We start from the raw sequence: 19,644 nt of genomic DNA on the forward strand, positions 1-19,644 counted from the left end.
CGGGTACTCCACCTTTGAGCGTCAACCTTCATAGCGTAGTATCACCGGTTTAATCAATCGCTTGCTATCGCAGCCTTTTCGTTTCGCCTGCCGCAATACGGACGACTTCTCCGTCTGCGCTAACCCAAACCTCAAGGGCGTTCGGATTATGCACCAAGCTTCTATCAACCGAGAAACGGAGCGCTTTGAGCGCATTCTGATAGGATACAATGTCCGTCATCGTCGCTTTCCAGACCGACTCCTCGCCGCCGAGCAGCTCACCCGTCTTGTCTACCAGCTCCCAGTTGTCATCGTTGTCAAACTCGTAGCTGTGACCCCAAATGAACAATAGCTCCATCCGACTAAAATATGGATTGGACGATAGTAGCTGTTCCGCCTTCCCGACCATGTCCTTGTGGTGGCAGGTCGGATGCCATCTCAGCGGATCATCCGGCATGTGGAAGCCGCCGTGGCTCTGGACGGTGCGGGCATATTCGATGCCGAGCACCGGCAGCGCGTGCACGACGCGGTCATTGTAGGTGCCGAACGGATAGCTCATGCCGCGTACAGGGTATCCCGCAATCGCTTCCAAATTTCGGCGGTCCGCGATCAGTTCCTCCGCGATCTGTTCATCCGGAGACTGCTCCAGGAACGGGTGAGTGACGGAATGGGCCGAAATCTCGTGGCCGCGATATAAGTCCGCTACTTCTTCGGCATTGATGTATCCTTCCTGGCCGAATTTGCCGGAATTCAGATGGAACGTTCCTTTGAGCCCGTATCGGTTAAAAGCCTGTACCAGTCTCCTGTCTTGCTCGCGGCCATCGTCAAAACTAAACACGACCGCCTTGCGTAGCCCTCCCGGAAACCGGTCGAATCGAATGCTTACGTTTCCCATTATGACTCCTCCTAAAATCGATTCTTAATCTTTTACAGCTTTCTTTATAACAAATTGTGGGCCGCTGCCTCGAAAAATACCAGAATCGTGCTTCAATGAGCTTAAAATAAGAGTTTCAATCGGCGTCCATATTAAACCCGCATTTTCCCCGTGCTGACTGACTTTCTCCTCCAATAGGGATTATAGTCGATGTTATAACACTAAAACCTGTATTTAAAGGACAAAAAGTAGCATGATATAGACCTCCATCTATTCCGGAATCGGGTTTAGAGGAGGTTCCCTCAAATCTTATCGATCATCCGCTCCAAGATTCAACTCGAACTCCTTGTCGCGGTCGCAGATCAATACTCCGTCCACAACCTCCAGCTTGGCAACCTGAATGGACGAGCGGCGCAATTCATAGCTGTTCGAATCTTCATGATGCCCATTCACACGGCCAGGATGAGTAAAATAAAAGACATATCCTTCTTCTCCTTGCACGACCACATCCGCATGAAGGCCAATCGTCCCGTCATCCGAACGTTTGCCAGGCTGGTCGAGAATGATACCGTTCCGTTCCCATGTCGTAAGATCATCGGAACGGAAAACACTTGCCCTCTCCATTCGTCAATGATAAGCCAATAATACCCTTTTAAGCGAAACACATTTGGTCCTTCGTGGCCTCTTTCGGTTATCACCGGACCAGCGTATCCCGATGCTATTTGAACTCAATCTTGGTCAAAAAGAAAAAGAGCAAACATATTCTTTGCTCTTTTCTCCATTCAAGCCTATATTTAAATTTCAATTGCAAGGCAGTTGACGTATTCCGTCGGCAGCGACTCCGGCAGCGAAACGACGAGCGCGCCGAACGATTGCTGGAACGGCACTTCTCCGGCACCGAGCAATCGCACGTTCTTCACCTTCTCCTCCGAACCGAACGTTCGGATTACGGCAAGACGGTCTTTCGGCACACCCATCTGGAACGCATAGACCGTGCTGCCTTTCTGCGTGAACCGGAAATCTGATGCGGTCCACTCCGCCTTGTCTTCCTTAAAGTGATCAATAACGACGCGAGTGCCGCCTTCGCCCGACACGCGGAACGGCCGGGTTCCATACACACCTTCCCCGCAGGCTTCAATCCACCGCGCCATTTCCTTCAGGATGTACCTGCATTCATCGTCGATCGTGCCATCGGGCTTCTGCGGAATGTTCAACAGCAGATTGCCGTTCTTGGCAATGATATCTACAAACATCTCGATGACGTGCCCTGGCTTCTTGTAGACGGACCTTACATTGTAGAACCAGTCGCCCAGGCAGGTGTCCGTCTGCCACGGTTCCGGTTTGATATCCGGCTCTTGGCTGCGCTCGATATCCATCACGCCGATGCTGTAAATCTCTTTCTTGCGGTCCTTCTGGTTATACACCGCCCTGTTTACGCCGCCGTTAAGCGACGCGCTCGTGTTGTACAGGTGCGCGACTGCGTGCAGCCCCGCCTGATAATCGGGATGATCGGGATTAAAATCCGGTTTGTCCCATGTGTTGACAAACGGCAGCACGCCGTCCGAGTACAGGAGGTCCGGTTGATACAGGTCGATGACTTCCTTAACGATGTCGAACCATCGCTGATGCCACCATTGATTCGGCGTATACCACGGGTCCAGATCGTACATTTTCTTATCCGGGTCATGATGCTCGCGGTTTGGCAAGTACAGATCCTCGTACTCGGGATCATTGCCGTCATAGGGAACGCCTTTATACGGTCCTTCCTTGTCCTGTCCTTTGTTCCAATGAAACCAACTGAACGTAGCGCCCAGGTGTTCGGTAAGGCCAAACGGAAGGCCCCGTTTCACTGCAGCCTGCTTCCACAGCGCGACGATATCCTTTTTAGGCCCCATGTTCACGGAATTCCACCGATGGATCTTGGAGTCGTAATTGAAAAAGTTGTCGTGGTGCATCGCTTGCGCTACGAAGTATTTAGCTCCTGCCGCTGCGTACAAGTCCATCAGCTCTTCGGGATCGAACTTCTCGGCTTTCCACAGCTGCACGATGTCTTTGTAGCCAAATTGAGACGGATGCCCGTAGTGCCGGACGTGATAGCGGTACTGTTCCGAGCCTTCGACGTAAAGGTTGCGCGCGTACCAGTCTCCGTACATCGGGACCGATTGAGCGCCCCAGTGCGACCAGATGCCAAGCTTGGCGTCCCGGAACCAGTCCGGGCATTCGAACGTCCGCAATGAATCAAAGGTTGGTTCGTAGGGACCCTTAGCCATTTCTGTCTTCAGCAAATGAAAAACCTCCTAATTGGTTGTCTCGGCATGATCTCCGTTACTTTGCCATTTTGTCGTACGCATTCTGGTAAATTTCCAGATAGCGTTTCAGTTTTAAGCCATCGAAGCCCTTCCATTCTGGTTCGGCCAAGATTCGCAAAACTTGATGGCGCTGTTCGAACAGCTTTCATTCGAAACGGCTTCAAAATCCATCGGATATCACCGGTATGTAGGTTATTTTTTCCCTTGATCATGGGGAACCGTAACAGTGGCAGATGCTTCCGTTACATTCCCTGCTTGATCTGTTGCTCTATAAGTAATCGTATAGACAAGAGGCTCATTACCCATTGCTTTTTTGGCCAGCAGCTTAAATTCCGTATCAAGTGTGCCGAAATCGGCTTCCTGTACCATGGATTCGTAGCGGTCGACGGCTACGCTCGGCGTAATGGACAGCAGTTCCACCTGAGACAGCTCATCCCCCGTTTCAACAATCGCCGTTACTTTAACCAGCTTGTTGTTGGCCGGCCACAAGGTTTCCTTATCCAGGACAACATTCAACCTAGGAGAGACCTTATCAATGATCAAGCTTCTATACGCCCAATCCGACCAAGCGCCACGATTATCCATCGCACGAACCCTAATCGACCAATCTCCGTCCGCCAATCCATTCAAAGTGTATAAACCGGATGCGCCCGCCAGTTCGCCGCTGTCCGCATCAACCGTCTCCCAACCGTTGCTGGAGGCTTGAACCTGATAAGCAGCCTGAACATCCGCATCGTCGGCATCAAGGAACGTCCAGTTAAGCTGCGGACTGTTCAGATTGATCGCCTGTCCATCCTGATACGAGGTGATCGAGACGGATGGGGCCGAATTAGGCGTTTGCCCCGTCGCACTCTTGACAGCCATTAGCTGCTCAAGGAGTACTTTATCATTCATTTCAGCTTTATCCCGGTTGTAAAATACATTTGTGATATCCCATAAAACCGGGGTAATTCCCCGAGAATATGCGGCCTTGGCCACCGACGTAAGATAGAGCCGTATCATTTCTTGCGTCTTATTTTTTGTAGCTACGCCAAACTCCCCCATGATAACGGGGATGCCTTTGTCGATGAAACGTGTTTTCACCAAATCCATAAGCCTGTTTAGCTCAGCGAAGTCTTCATCCGTTCCCCATTCCGTGCGCGCTTTTCCCCAGCTCGCGTCTTCATCGAGAATGGCGAATACGGAAGGAGTGTAATAATGGACCGATACAGCACAGCGATTTTGAGGATCGTTTGGCATCTTAAAGAGTTCATCAACGGTTTTCTCAAAATCGGTTCCATACCCGCCAATCAACAGATGTCGTCGTTCATTGTTGCCTCCGGAACCGCGCACAATATCTACAAAGGTCTGATTGATCTCATTCAGCAACGCATAGGCTTTTTTTCTGCCGTCGACAACAGTGTCTTGACCGCTGTAAAAGTTCCATAAATCAAACCATATGCCTTCTTCATTGAAAGACTCGAACATCAGATGATCGTCATAGTTTTTAAAAGCTTCCGTCAGCTGCGTCCATATGCGCGTATATTTGTGCATAGACTCTTCTTTTTCTGTCGGAAACTTCTCAAACCAGCCTCCGTCCCAGTGAAGATTCAGAATCACATACATACCGCTATCCCGCGCCCAATCCACAACTTCTTTTACCCGGGCCAGATAGTCAGCATTGATCGCATAATCCTCGCCCATCATATTGGACCACGATACGGGAATTCGAAGGACGCCGAAGCCTTCGTTTGCATAACCTTTAATCATTTCCTTCGTAATAATGGGACTGCCCCAGGCCGTTTCATAATTCGAAACACTGGTGTCGTTAATCCAGTCGCCTGTGGACTCAAACGTGTTGCCCAAATTAATGCCGATTCCCATTTCCTTGACAAGCTCCATTGTTGTGATTTCCCGCATCGTGGTTGCCGGCTTGACGGTGACGACTGCCGTCGCGGCATATTGACCGTCCGTGCTTACCGCGGCAATCGCTGCCGTCCCCGGCTTCAGTCCGGTTACCTGGTCTCCCGAGACGCTCGCAACGGATGCGTCGCTCGATGACCAGACGACCGGACGGCTGGATGCGCCGCCGTCGAATACCGGAGCGAGTGCAGCCGATTTGCCGGCCTCAACCGTCAAATCGTTCACATGGAGCCCTTGCACCGCCGCACCCTGTTTAATATCGCCGCGCACGATGCCCATACCGTTTGTTCCGATATAAACCCGGCCGTACACTTGTCCATCGCCCGTAATCGTCGCCTCTACATTCGCGAATTGATGCTGATCGTCATTCATGCGGATCCAGCTCGCGCCTTCGTCCTCCGAACGGTAGAACCCGAGCTTGCCGCCGTTCACTTTCAAAGCGGCATAGATTGTTTTATACGTTTTGCCCGGCGCTTCTTTGCCGAAACCGACGGATAGAGCCTCGTCGACGCCGTTTACTTTCGTAAAACTCGCTCCTGAATCCGTTGAGCGGAATAGTCCTTCCGAGCTGGCAAGCCAGATATCGCCTTCGGCCGTAGGAGCAGCCTTGAACTTGCCACTCAGATATTGCGGCAGTCCGGAAGCCGCGGACGAGAAGTTGGCGCCGCCGTCCGTACTGACATAGAACGTCCCGTCAAGGAAACCGTAAAACTTGTCCGGATTGACGCGGTCCGAAGAGACGCTCGCGCCTTGAGGGATGCCTATTGAGGCCGTCCACGTCTTGCCAAGGTCGGTAGAGAGGCTTACCGGCCGAACGGCGCTGCCATCCGGCTTCGGAGCCCATACGATTGTATGGCCGTTCGCGCCGACCGCAACCGATCCTCCATCCGTTCTGTCGCCGTTCTCCGCCTGCCAGGCATTTGCCGCCGGCGTCCAGGTGATGCCGTTGTCCGTCGATACGCCCGCCCGCGCGTCCTCTGGGTTCATTGAAAGGGTATGGCCGACTCGCACGATCAAGTTCGGATTCGTCTCCGCGTAGTCCAGGTCGGTGCCGACAGTGAGATCAGGATTCCTGAGCGTATGCGGCGACGTATTCAGGTCTTCATGACGGAACCCTCCGAGATCGCCCATCGCGCTGATCAACGGCGCCCCGGATGGAGGACTGATCAAGCCCAAAATTCCGTTCTCTTCAATCCCGTTCGCCATGACGGAGATCCGGATTTTCTCGCCCTTGTCGAAATTGGTCATGTCCTCGGAGCCGTACAGCGTCGCCCCGGTGCCGTACATGATCCGGTCGGAATTGAACGGATCGATCTCCAGATCGCCTATTCCCCAGCCAAGCGTTGGCGAGGTGACCGGATCGGTCTCCGGATCGCGCTGAACGCCCCAATCGAGCCATGGCGAGATCGAATAATCGATCGTGTACCGGTTGTCGCGCTTCGGATACGCGGTGAACTGCCAAAATGGTTTCCATGTTTGACCGCCGTCCGTACTGCGGTAAATCTGGTTATCCGGCCACCAATTGTTCAACGTCGCGACCATCAGTGTATCAGGATGCTGAGCGTCGACGGCAAGGCCGCCGTACTGATTGCTCGTAACGCCGGCTCCGCCCGGGCTGATATCCGTCCACTCGCCTGTCTTCGTATCGAGCTTCCATACCGAACCGCTTTTGCCGCCTTCGAACGGTCCAAGCTCCGAGTTGTACGTTATATACAGCATACCATTGGAACCCAGCGTTCCGTGGTGGGGCAGGAATCCCTGCTTCGGCTGGCCCGCCACCGGTTCCCAGGTAGCACCGCCGTCGACCGACTTGTAAATGCTCGTCTGCCTGTCCGCCAAGCCGACATAAATCGTCTGCGTCGCATGGCCTGCGGAGCCCGTCGAAGGATCAAAGGTGACCCATACGGGGCCGACTTTGCCGCCGTAGCCATCCTCCACGTCGCCGACTGGAGTGAAGCTGCTCACCTTATGCCATGTCGCTCCATAGTCCTCGCTCTTCCACAATCCGTTTCCGTTGCGGGCTCCCAAGTAGAGGATCCGGTTATCGTTCGGGTCGATAACCAGACGTTCGCCCATGGTCCGGCCGGGCATGTTGCCGCCGAACTTGAACGGCATTTCCGTCTTTTCCCAGGTTTGCCCGCGGTCCTGCGAACGAAGGATGTAACCGTTCGTTTGCACCCAATCGTTCGAGTAGGTGCCGGCCGCTATGTACACGCGGTTCGGATCGACAGGGTCGGTAGCTATACTCTCCACGCCAGACAGGTTCCAGTCTTCCTTGCTCACCCATTCCAGCAGCTGAATCCACGTCTTGGTCGTCGGGTCCCAGCGATACGCGCCCCCCATGTCCGTGCGGGCATAGATGAGATCCTTCTCCTTCTCGTTGAAAATAATGCCCGGGATGAGTCCGCCTCCGACGATCTTCACCCTGCCCCAATCATAGGCTTGCGATTTCACCGGCACGATGTCCGACTGTACAGCTGTTGCTGCGCTTCCGATCGAATCCGCTGCGAATGCCTTGCCGGGGACCGTAGTCAACGAAGAACTCATGCTTACCGTCAACGCGGCGGCCGTTACCAGAAGTGAAGCGGACTTGCATAAGGATATGATTTGTTTGGTGAATCCACGCGACTTTTTCCTTGTTTTCATCAAGCTTGTCTCCTTCTTCAATCGTTTTCTTCTTGCGTTCATGCCACTTGCCCTTGTTGAAAGCCGATGCATGAAAACGTTTTCAATTTTCGATAACCACTCCTCCTCGTCTCGCATGTTTCCTTGCATAACTACTTTATCAACAGGTTGAATATTGAACCTTGATTATTTGGACATTGGTGTAGCATGATTTAGTCAGGTTAAAAGCATTCCAATCGTAATTTGTAATAGTAGAGTGCATCATGCCAGTAAAATAGAATTGCCCAAAACCAGTAAACCAGTCAAAGGCAATCCTTCCTTATAAACGAATAGCTAACGCCTTACGCCTATTTCGACCAAAGTTCAACGCGGTCCTTCACCATCTTTGTAACTTCTTCATTCAGCTTCGCAACGCCTGCGTCTTCCAGGTCCTTCAGGAACTGATCATAGATCTTATCGAAATCTTCCGGCTTCGCCAGAATCGCTTCAGGTATGCGTTTCTTCATAATATCCTGCGTTTTCTGGAAAATAACGTTCGCCTTGGAGCCCGTCTCGAACGAAAGCGTCCATGCCGCGCCGTATTTGCGTTCAGGGAACGCGTCATTAGAAGGCCACAGATCCTTGTAAGTCGTTGCGCCGTAAGCTGACAACGTCTTTTTGTCTTCTTCCGAGTAAGTTGCTTGGATCTGCTCAGGGAATGTCGTCGTATAGTAGTTTCCGGACGGATCTTTCACGCCGTCGCCGTAACGGGCGGATAGGTTGTAGTTGCCGATACCCGTTGTTTTCGTAAATTTGTTGTTATCGTTTGTTTTCTGCTCTAGCACATCGGCCGGAATGACGCGTTTGCCGTCTACCACATTGTAATGCTTGCCTTCAATCCCCCAGTTTAAAAGCACTTGGCCTTCATCGGAAGCAAGGTAGTCCAGGAATTTGATCAAACGAACCGGATCTTGAGCATCTTTCGTAATACCGATTCCGAGGGCTGGAAGGTAACCCGTACTTGCGAAGGAATGATCCTGGTAAGTTTCGTTCAATGTTACAGGGAAACGAGCGTATGTCGAAGCAAATTTGCCTTCAGCTTTCAAAGCGTTCTCAGCTTGGCCGTAATCCCAATTTTGGTCGATAAGACCCAGAACGCGGCCGGAAGCGATTTTTGCTTTGTATTGATCGTATTTTTGAACGAAGCTTTCTTTATCAAGCAGGCCGATATCGTTCATGTGATTCAGCCAACGGAAGTATTCTCTTTCTTCAGGACGCTGGTAGTGCATGATTGCTTCATAAGTATCTTGGTTAATGAAGAATTCGCCATCGTCCGGAGCGCCGGTTGCCAAGAACGCAGGGTTTGTTGCGGAAATCAGAATTTGCCACTCCCCGCCGTTAAGAGACAAACCGATATTCGGTTGGCCGTCTGCCGTTTTTGGATTTTTCTCTATATATGCTTTGATTGCAGCTTCGTAATCCTTAACGGTTTTGATTTTCGGGTAGCCGGCTGCTTCAAGCACTTGGTGCTGCAATTGGAAACCGCTGCCTGAATCAAAGTACGTATGACCAACGCCGGTCAGCGAAAGCGTATAAATCGCGTCATCATCTTTGCTCCAACGAAGACGGTTATAATATTCGCCGTAAACCTTTTTAATGTTAGGACCATACTCTTCGATCAATGGGCGAAGGTCGATCAAAGCGCCTGCATCAACCAATTTGCCAGTGCTGCCGCCCGGCATTACCAGATCCGGATACTCATCGCTTGCTACCATAAGCGCGAACATGTCAGTGTCGGTACCGCCGACAGGGAATTCTTGTTTAATGGTAATGCCTGTTTTTTCTTTAATAAATTTGCCGACATCGGATTGCATGTCATCCCAGTTCGGGTTGTTACCGGCTGCCAAGCGAACCGTAATCGGCTCAGCTGCCGGCTCATTTTTTGCATTAGTTGTTTCTTTCGTGTTATTACCGCCTTCATTATTCGAATTGCTGCATGCTGTGACGAATACGAATACGAGTGCCAACATCAAGCTAAGTACCATTTGAATCTTTCTTTTCATTTCGTTAAGCCTCCCTTTTTTCCCGTGCGTGATGTGCATGTATATAACAGGAAACCTGCTATTACTAGAATTAGCTTTTTACCGCGCCAAGCGTCATTCCTTTGACAAAATACTTTTGAAGGAATGGATATACGAGCAAGATCGGTACGGTAACGACGATCGTAATCGCCATCTTAATGGATTCGGGCGATACCGCCGCCATCGCTTGCTGTGCGTTCGGGTCGCGGTAGTTGCTGCCCGTCTGCGTAGATAACAGCACTTTCATAAGTTCATACTGAAGCGTCGTATTTTCCGGATTCCTGTTATTGAACAAGTACGTATCAAACCAGGAATTCCAATGTCCGACAGCAATGAACAATGCGATTGTCGCCAATACGGGTTGACAAAGCGGAAGAATAATTCTCCAAAATATAGTCCAATCATTTGCGCCGTCAATTTTCGCCGATTCTTGAAGCGCATACGGAAGTCCGTCGATATACGAGCGGATAACGAATACGTTCCAAACGCTGAGCAGTGCAGGAATGATATAAACGTAAAAGGTTCCGATCAAGCCTAGGTATTTCATCAATAGGAAGCCCGGAATGAGTCCGCCTGAAAAATACATCGTGAGAGCGAACAGAACCGACATCCATCTTCTGGACTGAAAATCGGGACGGCTTAACGTGTATGCCATCATGGACGCTGCCACAACCCCGATTGCCGTACCGATTACCGTACGAATGACGGTGTTTTTAAAGCCGGTAACCAAGCCCTCAAAGCCGAAGATCGTTTCATAGTTTCTTAAGGTGAATTCTCGCGGGTAGATCGTCAGACCGCCTCGTACGGTATCCACCGAGTCGTTAAATGAAATCGCGAGTACATTTAAAAACGGATATAAGGTTACAAGAGCTACCATCGTCATGAATACATAGACGAATATGTCAAAGATTTTATCGCCAATATTTTTTTGAACAACTCCTTGCATATGCCGCGCCTCCTATATGACTGTTTCCTTGGTGACTCTCTTGTATATTCCGTTCGCGATAAACACCAATAGAATGCTGACTACGGAATTAACTATACCGATTGCCGTACCGTACGAATATCGGCTCATTTGAATGCCGTACTTGAGCGCATACAGATCGAATACTTCTGAATAATCAGCTACCAGCGGATTGCCAAGCAAGAACTGCTTCTCGAATCCGATACTGATTAAGTGTCCAATCGACAAGATGAAAAGGACCATGAAGGTTGTACGAATACCAGGCAGGGTGATATGCCACATTTTGCGGAATCTGCCTGCCCCGTCAACCGTTGACGCTTCGTAAAGCTCGGGATCGATGCCTGCCATCGCTGCCAGGAAAATAATCGAGTTCCAGCCTGTTTCCTTCCATAAATCTGAAGCGGTTACAATTCCCCAGAACAAATGGCCTTTAGCCATAAACTGAATAGGCTGGTCGATAATATGAAGCCACATGAGCAATTGGTTAACCGCTCCGCCGTCTGTCGAAAGCATCTTATATACGAGTCCGGCTACAACAACCCATGAAACAAAGTGAGGCAAATACGATATCGTTTGAACCGACCGTTTGAAAAACTGACCTTTTATTTCATTTAGCAATAATGCGAATATAACAGGAACCGCGAAGCCTGCAATTAGTCCCATCGTACTCATGGCCAGCGTATTTCGCAGAACAATATAAAATCTTTCATCTTGGAATAATTCAACGAAATTCTCAAAGCCGGCCCATTTCTGATCGAGAATCGAATTTTTCGGTTTGTAGTTTTGAAAAGCGGTAAGCCAGCCCCATACAGGCACATAACTAAAAATAATTATCCATGCTACGAATGGAAGTGACATCATGTACAAGTAACGCTGCTGGAATGCTTTGAACCAGAATCGGTTCCTTTTGAGCGTCGGTCCTGCTTCCGGGGCAACTTCTGTTAACGGTTTCATTTGTGCTCCTCCTAGCTTCGTAAGCTTCCTTTTTACATGCGATTGCTTATCCTCTCTTATTTGTAATTATCATAAACGATAGAGACCCTTCCATTGCACCCGATAAAATGAACCTAAAATCATATCAAAATAAATACTTTCAAACGCTTTCATAACTAAAAAAAAAAGCATCCACATCCCCAAAAAAAGGGATTGGATGCCTTTTTTACTCCGTAAACTTAGTTAGCCGCTTATTCATTCCAAAGCTTCACGCGTTCCTTCACCAGCTTGGTAAACTCTTCGTTCAGCTTCTCAACGCCCGCTTTTTCCAGCTCCTTCATGAAGTCGTCCCAAATGGCGTCGAATTGTTCCGGCTCTGCCAAAATCGCTTCGGTAATGCGCCTCTTCATAATATCCTGGCACTTTCGGAAGATGACATTCGCTTCAGAGCCGGTCTTCATGTTGATGTTCCATGCCGCTCCCCACGGTCTAACCGGGAACTCTTTCTCGGACGGCCACAGATCATTGTAGCTTTTAATATGGTATGCGGCCAATGTTTCCTTTTCCGCCTGGGTGTACCCCTTCTCGATTTGTTCAGGGAAGACAGTGGTGTAATAATTGCCCGTCGGGTCCTTCACGCCGTCGCCGTAGCTTGGTCCAAATCGATACATATCTATGCCGGTCGTTTTTCTAAAGTTCCCGTTGTCATTAACTTTCTTATTCAGAATATCTTCCGGAATGACGCGTTTGCCGTTTTCCACCTTGTAATGCTTGCCTTCGATTCCCCAGTTGAGCAGTACTTGCCCTTCATCGGACGCCAGAAAATCGAGAAACTTGATCACGCGAACCGGGTCTTTGGCGCTCTTCGTGATCGAGATGCCGATCCCCGCCAAATATCCGTAACGCTGGAAGTCATGTCTCTTGTAGGTTTCATTCAAGGTAACCGGGAAGTTAGCGTAGGTTTGGTCGAACTTGCCCTCCTTCCTCAATACCGCTACTTCACCGGCGAAATCCCAATCCATGTCGATGAGTCCCAGAACGCGCCCGCTGGCAATCTTCGCCCTGTACTGATCATACTTCTGGACGAAGCTCTCAGGGTCCAGCAAGCCGATGTCGTGCATATGATTCAACCATCGGAAGTATTCTTTCTCTTCCGGGCGCAGGTAATGGAGCTTCGCCTCATAAGTATCCGGGTCGATATAAAATTCGCCTTCATCCGGCGCACCGGTCGTTGCGACGGCCGGGTTGGTTACGCTGATCAAAAACTGCCATTCCCCTCCGTTCAGGGACAAGGGAATGATCGGTTGACCGTCGGCCGTGGTCTTGTGTTTGCCGTAATAAGCTTTGAGAGCATTCTCGAAATCCCGCACCGTCTTGATCTGTGGATAGTTCTGTTCCTTCAGCACGGCGTGCTGCAGCGAGAAGCCGCTTCCCGCCTTGAAGTAGGTTTGGTTTACCGGTGCTGTCGGCAGGACATATATGCCATGATCGTCATTGCTCCAGCGCAAACGTTTCATGTATTCGCCATATACCTTTTTGATGTTCGGCGCATGCTCTTCAATGAGCGGCGTCAAATCGATCAAAGCGCCGGCGTCCTTCAGCTCGCCTACGCTGCCTTTGGCCCAAACCATGTCCGGATATTCGCTGCTTGCCACCATTAGCTCGAACATATCCCTATCATTGCCGTTCATCGGGAATTGCGCTTTGAGCGAGATGCCGGTTTTTTCCGTTATGAGCTTGCCGACCTCGCTTTGCATGTCGTCCCATAAAGGGTTGAAGTCCCCAAATGCTATAGTGATTGTTTGTGGTGTGAGATCTTTGTTCGGCGATGCGTCGGGACCGCCGGAGCTACCGGAGTCCGATCGGTTGCTGCAGCCGTTGGATACAAGAAGTGCTCCGATCATGACAAGGCCTGCCACTTTTGTTTTGCTGACTTTCATGAATGCCGCTCCATTCTAAAAAAATCTAGGATGTTTCCAGCGAAATGGTCTTGGCCTTTGGAGGAGCCCCTTTGATCGAAGAAGGGGAAGCTCCTACATATTTCTTGAATTTGCAATGGAAATAATCCACATTCGGATAACCTACGAGCTCCGAGACCTCGTAAACCTTATGCCCTTCCTTTAGAAGCTGGATTGCTTGCTGAATCCGGACCTTATCCAAGTAGGTATGGAAGGAGTCTCCCGTGTGCTGCTTGAACATTCTGCCCAAATACCCCTTGTTGTAATTGTAAATCTCCGCCATCGTCTCCAGCTTTAGATTTTCATGGTAATGCCGCTGGATAAAATCTATCACTTGCTTGACTACAGGAAGGTTGCCGTTTCCCCCCAGTCTTATCGCCAGTTCGGCGAGCTGGGAATAAGCGGCGTTCATCACTCTATCGTAATGCGTGTGCTGATAAAGCTCGGCAAACAGCGGCGCATAGTCCTGGATTTCGACGCTTTGATGGAGAGCCGCCAGCTTGCTTAGGGCGACGGACAACACTTTGGCCAGGCCGTTCTTGATCGCGGTTTCGGAAGAATCGCAAGCCACGAGTGCTCTTCCCGCTTCCTCAAGCGTCTCAGCCACCCCTTCGCATCTGCCGAGATCCAGCATATAACACAGCTTGGTAGCGAGAGCCTCCAAATCCTGAGGAGCATGTCCGTTCGACTCCGTCGAAATAGGGCTAAAGACCGGTTCCGTTACCATGTGGATCTGTCCTTCGGCAAGCAGAAAACGGTTCTTTAACAATCCCAAGGCATCCTCATACGATTGACGGATATCCGCAAGTTCATAGACAATCCGTCCAGCGGCCGCAGTGAAGCCCAGCTTAAGCCCGCAGGCGTCTTGCAGAAGCCGAGTCCATTCGTTTTTGGCGCCGGGCCGGTTCAGATCTTCCTTCAAAAGAAATCCGATATACGGGCCGGCCTGAAACCCGTATCCGAGACCCTCCGTCTCCACGGCTTCAAGCCATCCCGTCTTGACCGACTCCAGATACGCAAGTCCTGCTTGAGAAATGTCCTCCGCCTCAATCAACAAAATCTGTTTGGATTTCCCTGCGAAGCCGGTTAAGGGCATTAGTTGGCTTTCCAATTCCTGAGCGTCAGCCGGATCGGCGGCGATCAACTTGAGGATAAGTTCCTCCCGCAGCGCATCGGCATGGATTTCGGACAATTTGGCGCGGCCTGACAGCCGGTCTAGTTGGGCTCTGATGCGCAGCAGTTCCTCTTTAAACTCCTCAACATCAATCGGCTTGAGCACATAGCCGCTCACATTCATCTCGATGGCTTGCTTGGCGTAGGCAAAATCGGCGTACCCGCTCAAAATAAGAAATTGGCAATCCCCATCCGTCTTGCGAATTTCGCGGATCGCTTGAAGGCCATCCATCCGAGGCATCCGGATATCAATGACGATCAGCTCGGGAGACAGCTCCTGATGGAGGGCAACCGTTTTTATTCCGTTCGAGACGTCTCCTACTACGGAGAAGCCAAGCGCTTCCCAATCGACAATTTTCAGAAGCCCCTTCCGGATCGCCGGTTCATCGTCGGCCACAATCACTTTATACATGTAAATTCCCTCCCAACGGTATGGAAAATGTGATGCGGGTACCGGATCCCGGCGGGCATTCCAGCTTTAGCCCGAACCCTTCTCCGTAGGTCAGAATAAGGCGCTGATGTACGTTGCGGAGTCCGATCCGATGCTCCTCCGCATCTTCCATATCCAGAAAGGAATGCTCGATTTCCCGCATTTTATCCTCCGGTATGCCGCACCCGTTATCCTCCACCGCAATCACTACCCGATCCGACTCCACACGCGCATCGATGATTACGATTCCGCTCTCTTCAACCTCCTCCAGCCCGTGCACCACGGCATTCTCTACAAGAGGCTGAACAATGAGCGGCGGAATCTCCACTTTCATTGCCGAAGGATCCAGATGAAGCCTGTAAGTCAAACGTTCGTCTTCGAAACGGAATTTCTGAAGCTCCAAATAGGAGCGTACATTATCAAGCTCTTCCTGGAGCCGGATCTTGCGATCTCCGATTTCAATGCTGCGCCTCATCAGTTTCCCCAGGAGATGCACCACATTGGAAATTTCCGCATCTCCCTTCACAAACGCTTTCATTCGAATGGACTCCAGCGCATTAAACAGAAAATGCGGGTTGATTTGGCTCGCCATCATCTTCAGCTTGATGTCGCGCTGCCGCAGCTCCAGCAAGTTTTTGTGCACATGGGACTCTCTCACCTCTTCCATCAGGCTCCGGATGCTGGCAAGCATATGGTTGAACTGTCTGGATAAGGCGCCAATCTCATCGTTTCCGTCCACATCCAACTGTACGTTCAGATTCCCCATGGATACTTTGTTCAACACCTTATTAAGCAGAAGCAATCTGCGGGACAAGAAGGAGGAGGTGATGTAGATGAGAACGATCGCGAGGAACAAACTGGCCGCAATAATGGTAAACCCCAGCCTGCTGACCTTGTTTGCGTCGCTGACGATACTGTCGATCGGAAAGACCGAAACGACTTTGAGCCCGTTCCGGCTGTATGGCGGAATCACCTCCTCCACCACAATTTTCGAGTGTTTTCCCTCGTATTTAAACTCGTAGGCTCCAGCCGGTTTATCGCTCAAATCCTTGGCGAAATCCATGCTGTCGATATTCCGGCCGACCCACTGCGGGTATTTGGCGGCGACTATTAGGCCCTGGGAATCGAAAATCATCGTATCGAACGGTTCCTGGCTTAGAAGCCCATTCAATTCATTCTGATCCAGATCGATGACCAGCACTCCGCGGGAACGGTAAAGCGGAAAATCAATTCTGCGAACGAGGCTGAGATACGGGCGATTTTCCTTCGTCTCGTCCGCGACGTAATGCCAAGCGATGGACGAACCGGGGTTGTTGAGCGCCTCCCGATACCATTCCGAGTTCTTGACAGACTCATCCGCGTTCAGAAAGTACCAGTTGCTGATCGGCATCGGGGGGTCCGTGTAGAAGCGAATGTTATAAATTTCCTTGTATAGCTGCACATAGTCCCGAAAATAGCGAAAATCCCAATAGGCCGTAACCAGTTCGAAAGTGGTCTCATAGTGGGAATTGACCAAATTGGATAACCTGTCGTCGACTTGCAGGTTGTGCGATATTTCAATCGGCATCCGAAGAATGTCCGTTAGTTGCTTCTTGATCTTATCCACGTTGTTCATGGTTTGGTTCGTAGCCTGATCTAGTACATTCTGACGATAAGATACCGTCAAGATACTGCCCACGAGCAGTACCGGGATGAACACCACGACCACGATGGAAATGATCAGCTTGTTCTTGAGCCGGATATTGTTCGTTTTCCTAACCGCGGCGAGGATCTTGCTTCCCATTTCAGGTCTCCTTTCGGATGCTTGAGGACTTCTTTGACAGCGCTTACAACAGAAATCTTACGAATGAGTCGAAACGATTATCCTATCAAAATTATACCTCATCACCACTCTAATAAAAATTAAAATATCCCTGCCGACGGATTTGCCGTCCGCAATCACAACGTCCCTGTGAGAAAAATTCTATCGAAGTACTTCGAAGATGAAGGGCCGCGTTTCAGTGGTAGTTTTTATCGCCAATCAGAAAGCTAGTTTTCGAGTTTGAAAACTTATACTTTCCGATGCGGTAAAAAGCAAATTCCGCGGGCGCAATAAGCTCACGGAATTTGTTTGCCACAATAGACTTTATAAGTTTCCAAGGCTTGGTTGCTTGCCGGTCGGCTCTATTCTTGAGTTTCCAGCCTAACCACCGTATCGAGCGGTTCCCATTTCTCCTTCGGAACTCGAATTTCTAGCCCCCGCTCGTTCTGCAAGTAAGGAATCTCGGTGCCATCGAGCAACCGGCAGCGCGAGATTCGCTGTTCAAGCGGCAGCAGTCCGATGTGTTCGAATGCCTGCATGTCTTGCACATGTAAATAAAGATCATTTCCTCTTCGGGTCATCCCGTAGATATGATCAACCGGCTCGATCGGCCCCGCTGTCGTCCCATAGATGGCTTCGCCGTTCTTCCGCATAAACGCGCCGATTTGCTGGAGTCGTTCGACTTGGCTTGGGGGGATCTCTCCGTCCGGATTCGGAGCAACGTTCAGCAGCACATTGCCACCGCGGACGAAACAGTCAATCATAATCTTGATGATGTCTTCCAGCGGCATTACCCGTTCTTGCGGATCATAGGACCAATGCGTGCCGATGGAGAAACATTTCTCCCAATCGATTGGAAGAATGTTCCCGGTGATGGCATGCGTGCCTTCGTCGCATTGAAAATCCCCGGTCCATCCGGATCGCGGATTGATCGCGCATGTCGGCTGATGGCGCCGAACCATCCCGTTCAACTTAACCGGCTCCCAGAACCAGGCCGCATCGGCATCCGTTCCCGCATGCGCCAGCCATCCCCCATCATACCATAGAATATCGATTCGCCCGTACCGGGTGGTCAGCTCCTCGATCTGAGCGTAGCATTGCTTCTTCATCAGCGCCGCATTATCGGCAAGCTTCACTGGCTCGAAATAGCCCGGAAACCGCCAATCCATTGGCGAATAATACAAGCCGACGCGCAGTCCTGCGTTCCGGAAGGCGTCCGTGTATTCTTTCACGAAATCGCGATTGGCCGCCGCGTGCATGCTGTCGAAGCGTCCGTAACTGCCAGGGCTGTCCCACAGCGCGAATCCGTCGTGATGGCGGGCGACCATGACGGAATAGCGCATGCCTGCATCCCTCGCAAGTTGCGCCATTCGCTCCGGTTTCCAATGCAGCGGGTTGAACCTGTCAGCCAGCTTCGCGTATTCGTCCGCGGGAATCTTCTCGTTGAACATAGCCCATTCGCCGCGTCCCAGAATCGAATAAAGTCCCCAGTGGAAGAACAGACCAAGCTTCGCATCGCGCCACCATTTCATATCCTCTTCACTCAGCTTTAGCTCCGGCGCTTTAACGCCGTCCAGGCTTTTGAGCTGGATGCTGCTCTTCACCATGGACGCAAGCTCCGCGCCGCTTAGTTCTTTCATTACCAAGCCGATTCTCCTCCTTTATTACGGAGTGCGTGACCGAATTTAGCCGACAATGCCTGTGCGCTCGATTCCTTCAACGAAGTACCGCTGCACAAAGAAATAGCTCACAATAAGCGGCAGAATAGCGAGCAGAATGCCTGTATCCTGCACCATGCTTAAATAGAAAGGATCGGACTGGGAGGAACCTCCGCTAACAAGACTGTTTAAATTATGAGGCAAGGCAGCCAGCTGCACGGACATGACCTTGCCTGAAGTCAGATACGTTGTCGTGAAGAAGCTATCGTTCCATTGCCACACGAACGAAAAGAGCAGCACCGTAATAATCGCCGGGATCGCGTTCGGGAGCATGATTCGGGAAAACGTCGTCCCGACCCCTGCGCCATCGATATAGGCGGCTTCCTCAACCTCTTTGGGAATTCCCCGGAAAAATTGCCTGAATATAAAAATATAAAGTCCCGCCTTCAGTGAACTGGCTGTCAAGGCTGTCAGGATGAACGGCCAGTAGGTATTCAGCAGATTGACGGATTTGCCCGTAAGCAATGGAATTAGCCCCATCAGCGTAAAATCCTTCAGGTTGAGATAAAGGGGAATGAGAATCGTCGAAGGCGGAACCAGTATGGTCAGAATGACTCCGGCAAACAGCAGATTGCTTCCTTTGAATTTAAGCCGTGCAAATCCGTAACCGGCCAAAGCGCATGTTATCGCGGTAAGGATAGTAGTAGAGATCGACAGCGCAAAGGTATTGACCAACGTGTCCCAGTAATCCATGATTGCGATCGCCTGCTTGAAATTATCCCAAGTAAAATGGAGGGGAACCCACACCACGATCGGCGAATATAGATCCTCCTTATCCTTAATCGCTGTCGAAATTTTTTGCAAGATCGGATATAAAATCAAAAACGAAAGTCCTGCAATCAATACGAGACGGATTAACGACCAAACCCACCTCTTCCAGGATTCTACAGATAGCAGTCGGGAATTGCGCACTCGTAC

At 50.6% G+C, this 19,644-nt stretch carries 12 protein-coding genes; all 12 read right to left on the bottom strand.

Annotation, left to right across the window (positions count from 1 at the left end):
- Nucleotides 1-64: 64 nt before the first annotated feature.
- Complete coding sequence (locus EV294_RS25955; protein ID WP_132312194.1) at nucleotides 65-874, bottom strand: polysaccharide deacetylase family protein; 810 nt, start codon at nucleotides 872-874, stop codon at nucleotides 65-67.
- 288 nt (nucleotides 875-1,162) lie between these two features.
- Entirely contained in the window at nucleotides 1,163-1,477 is a 315-nt protein-coding gene (locus EV294_RS25960; protein ID WP_132312196.1) for a glycoside hydrolase family protein, read from the bottom strand.
- 170 nt (nucleotides 1,478-1,647) lie between these two features.
- Entirely contained in the window at nucleotides 1,648-3,138 is a 1,491-nt protein-coding gene (locus tag EV294_RS25965; RefSeq protein ID WP_243711802.1) for an alpha-L-fucosidase, read from the bottom strand.
- A gap of 216 nt (nucleotides 3,139-3,354) precedes the next feature.
- Nucleotides 3,355-7,611: a cellulase family glycosylhydrolase gene (locus EV294_RS30550; protein WP_243711806.1), complete on the bottom strand. Its 4,257-nt coding sequence runs from the start codon at nucleotides 7,609-7,611 to the stop codon at nucleotides 3,355-3,357.
- A gap of 425 nt (nucleotides 7,612-8,036) precedes the next feature.
- Nucleotides 8,037-9,731, bottom strand: a complete 1,695-nt coding sequence (locus EV294_RS25975) for an ABC transporter substrate-binding protein (protein WP_132312200.1) — start codon at nucleotides 9,729-9,731, stop codon at nucleotides 8,037-8,039.
- A 70-nt stretch (nucleotides 9,732-9,801) separates the two neighbouring features.
- Nucleotides 9,802-10,695, bottom strand: coding sequence for a carbohydrate ABC transporter permease (locus EV294_RS25980; RefSeq protein WP_132312202.1), 894 nt, complete (start codon nucleotides 10,693-10,695; stop codon nucleotides 9,802-9,804).
- A 12-nt stretch (nucleotides 10,696-10,707) separates the two neighbouring features.
- On the bottom strand, nucleotides 10,708-11,667 hold the full coding sequence (locus EV294_RS25985; RefSeq protein WP_132312204.1) for an ABC transporter permease: 960 nt from the start codon (nucleotides 11,665-11,667) through the stop codon (nucleotides 10,708-10,710).
- 230 nt (nucleotides 11,668-11,897) lie between these two features.
- Nucleotides 11,898-13,586, bottom strand: coding sequence for an ABC transporter substrate-binding protein (locus tag EV294_RS25990; RefSeq protein ID WP_132312206.1), 1,689 nt, complete (start codon nucleotides 13,584-13,586; stop codon nucleotides 11,898-11,900).
- 25 nt (nucleotides 13,587-13,611) lie between these two features.
- Complete coding sequence (locus EV294_RS25995) at nucleotides 13,612-15,189, bottom strand: response regulator transcription factor (RefSeq protein WP_132312208.1); 1,578 nt, start codon at nucleotides 15,187-15,189, stop codon at nucleotides 13,612-13,614.
- The gene (locus EV294_RS26000) at nucleotides 15,182-16,990 is read right to left on the bottom strand and encodes a sensor histidine kinase (RefSeq protein WP_132312210.1); all 1,809 of its coding nucleotides are present in this window, start codon (nucleotides 16,988-16,990) and stop codon (nucleotides 15,182-15,184) included. The genes EV294_RS25995 and EV294_RS26000 overlap by 8 nt, the downstream gene beginning before the upstream one ends.
- A 380-nt stretch (nucleotides 16,991-17,370) precedes the next feature.
- Nucleotides 17,371-18,648, bottom strand: coding sequence for an alpha-L-fucosidase (locus tag EV294_RS26005; RefSeq protein ID WP_243711807.1), 1,278 nt, complete (start codon nucleotides 18,646-18,648; stop codon nucleotides 17,371-17,373).
- A gap of 45 nt (nucleotides 18,649-18,693) precedes the next feature.
- Nucleotides 18,694-19,638: a carbohydrate ABC transporter permease gene (locus EV294_RS26010; RefSeq protein ID WP_132312214.1), complete on the bottom strand. Its 945-nt coding sequence runs from the start codon at nucleotides 19,636-19,638 to the stop codon at nucleotides 18,694-18,696.
- Between the last annotated feature and the right edge of the window lie 6 nt (nucleotides 19,639-19,644).

The sequence above is a fragment of the Paenibacillus sp. BK033 genome (genome assembly GCF_004345425.1).
Lineage (GTDB): Bacteria > Bacillota > Bacilli > Paenibacillales > Paenibacillaceae > Pristimantibacillus.

Bases quoted from the DNA above. Each gene is read 5' to 3' on its own strand.
- EV294_RS25985 (WP_132312204.1), bottom strand. From the start codon at position 11,667: ATGAAACCGTTAACAGAAGTTGCCCCGGAAGCAGGACCGACGCTCAAA.
- EV294_RS30550 (WP_243711806.1), bottom strand. From the start codon at position 7,611: ATGAGTTCTTCGTTGACTACGGTCCCCGGCAAGGCATTCGCAGCGGAT.
- EV294_RS25980 (WP_132312202.1), bottom strand. From the start codon at position 10,695: ATGCAAGGAGTTGTTCAAAAAAATATTGGCGATAAAATCTTTGACATA.
- EV294_RS25995 (WP_132312208.1), bottom strand. From the start codon at position 15,189: ATGTATAAAGTGATTGTGGCCGACGATGAACCGGCGATCCGGAAGGGG.
- EV294_RS25960 (WP_132312196.1), bottom strand. From the start codon at position 1,477: ATGGAGAGGGCAAGTGTTTTCCGTTCCGATGATCTTACGACATGGGAA.
- EV294_RS25990 (WP_132312206.1), bottom strand. From the start codon at position 13,586: ATGAAAGTCAGCAAAACAAAAGTGGCAGGCCTTGTCATGATCGGAGCA.
- EV294_RS25955 (WP_132312194.1), bottom strand. From the start codon at position 874: ATGGGAAACGTAAGCATTCGATTCGACCGGTTTCCGGGAGGGCTACGC.
- EV294_RS25975 (WP_132312200.1), bottom strand. From the start codon at position 9,731: ATGAAAAGAAAGATTCAAATGGTACTTAGCTTGATGTTGGCACTCGTA.
- EV294_RS26000 (WP_132312210.1), bottom strand. From the start codon at position 16,990: ATGGGAAGCAAGATCCTCGCCGCGGTTAGGAAAACGAACAATATCCGG.
- EV294_RS26005 (WP_243711807.1), bottom strand. From the start codon at position 18,648: ATGAAAGAACTAAGCGGCGCGGAGCTTGCGTCCATGGTGAAGAGCAGC.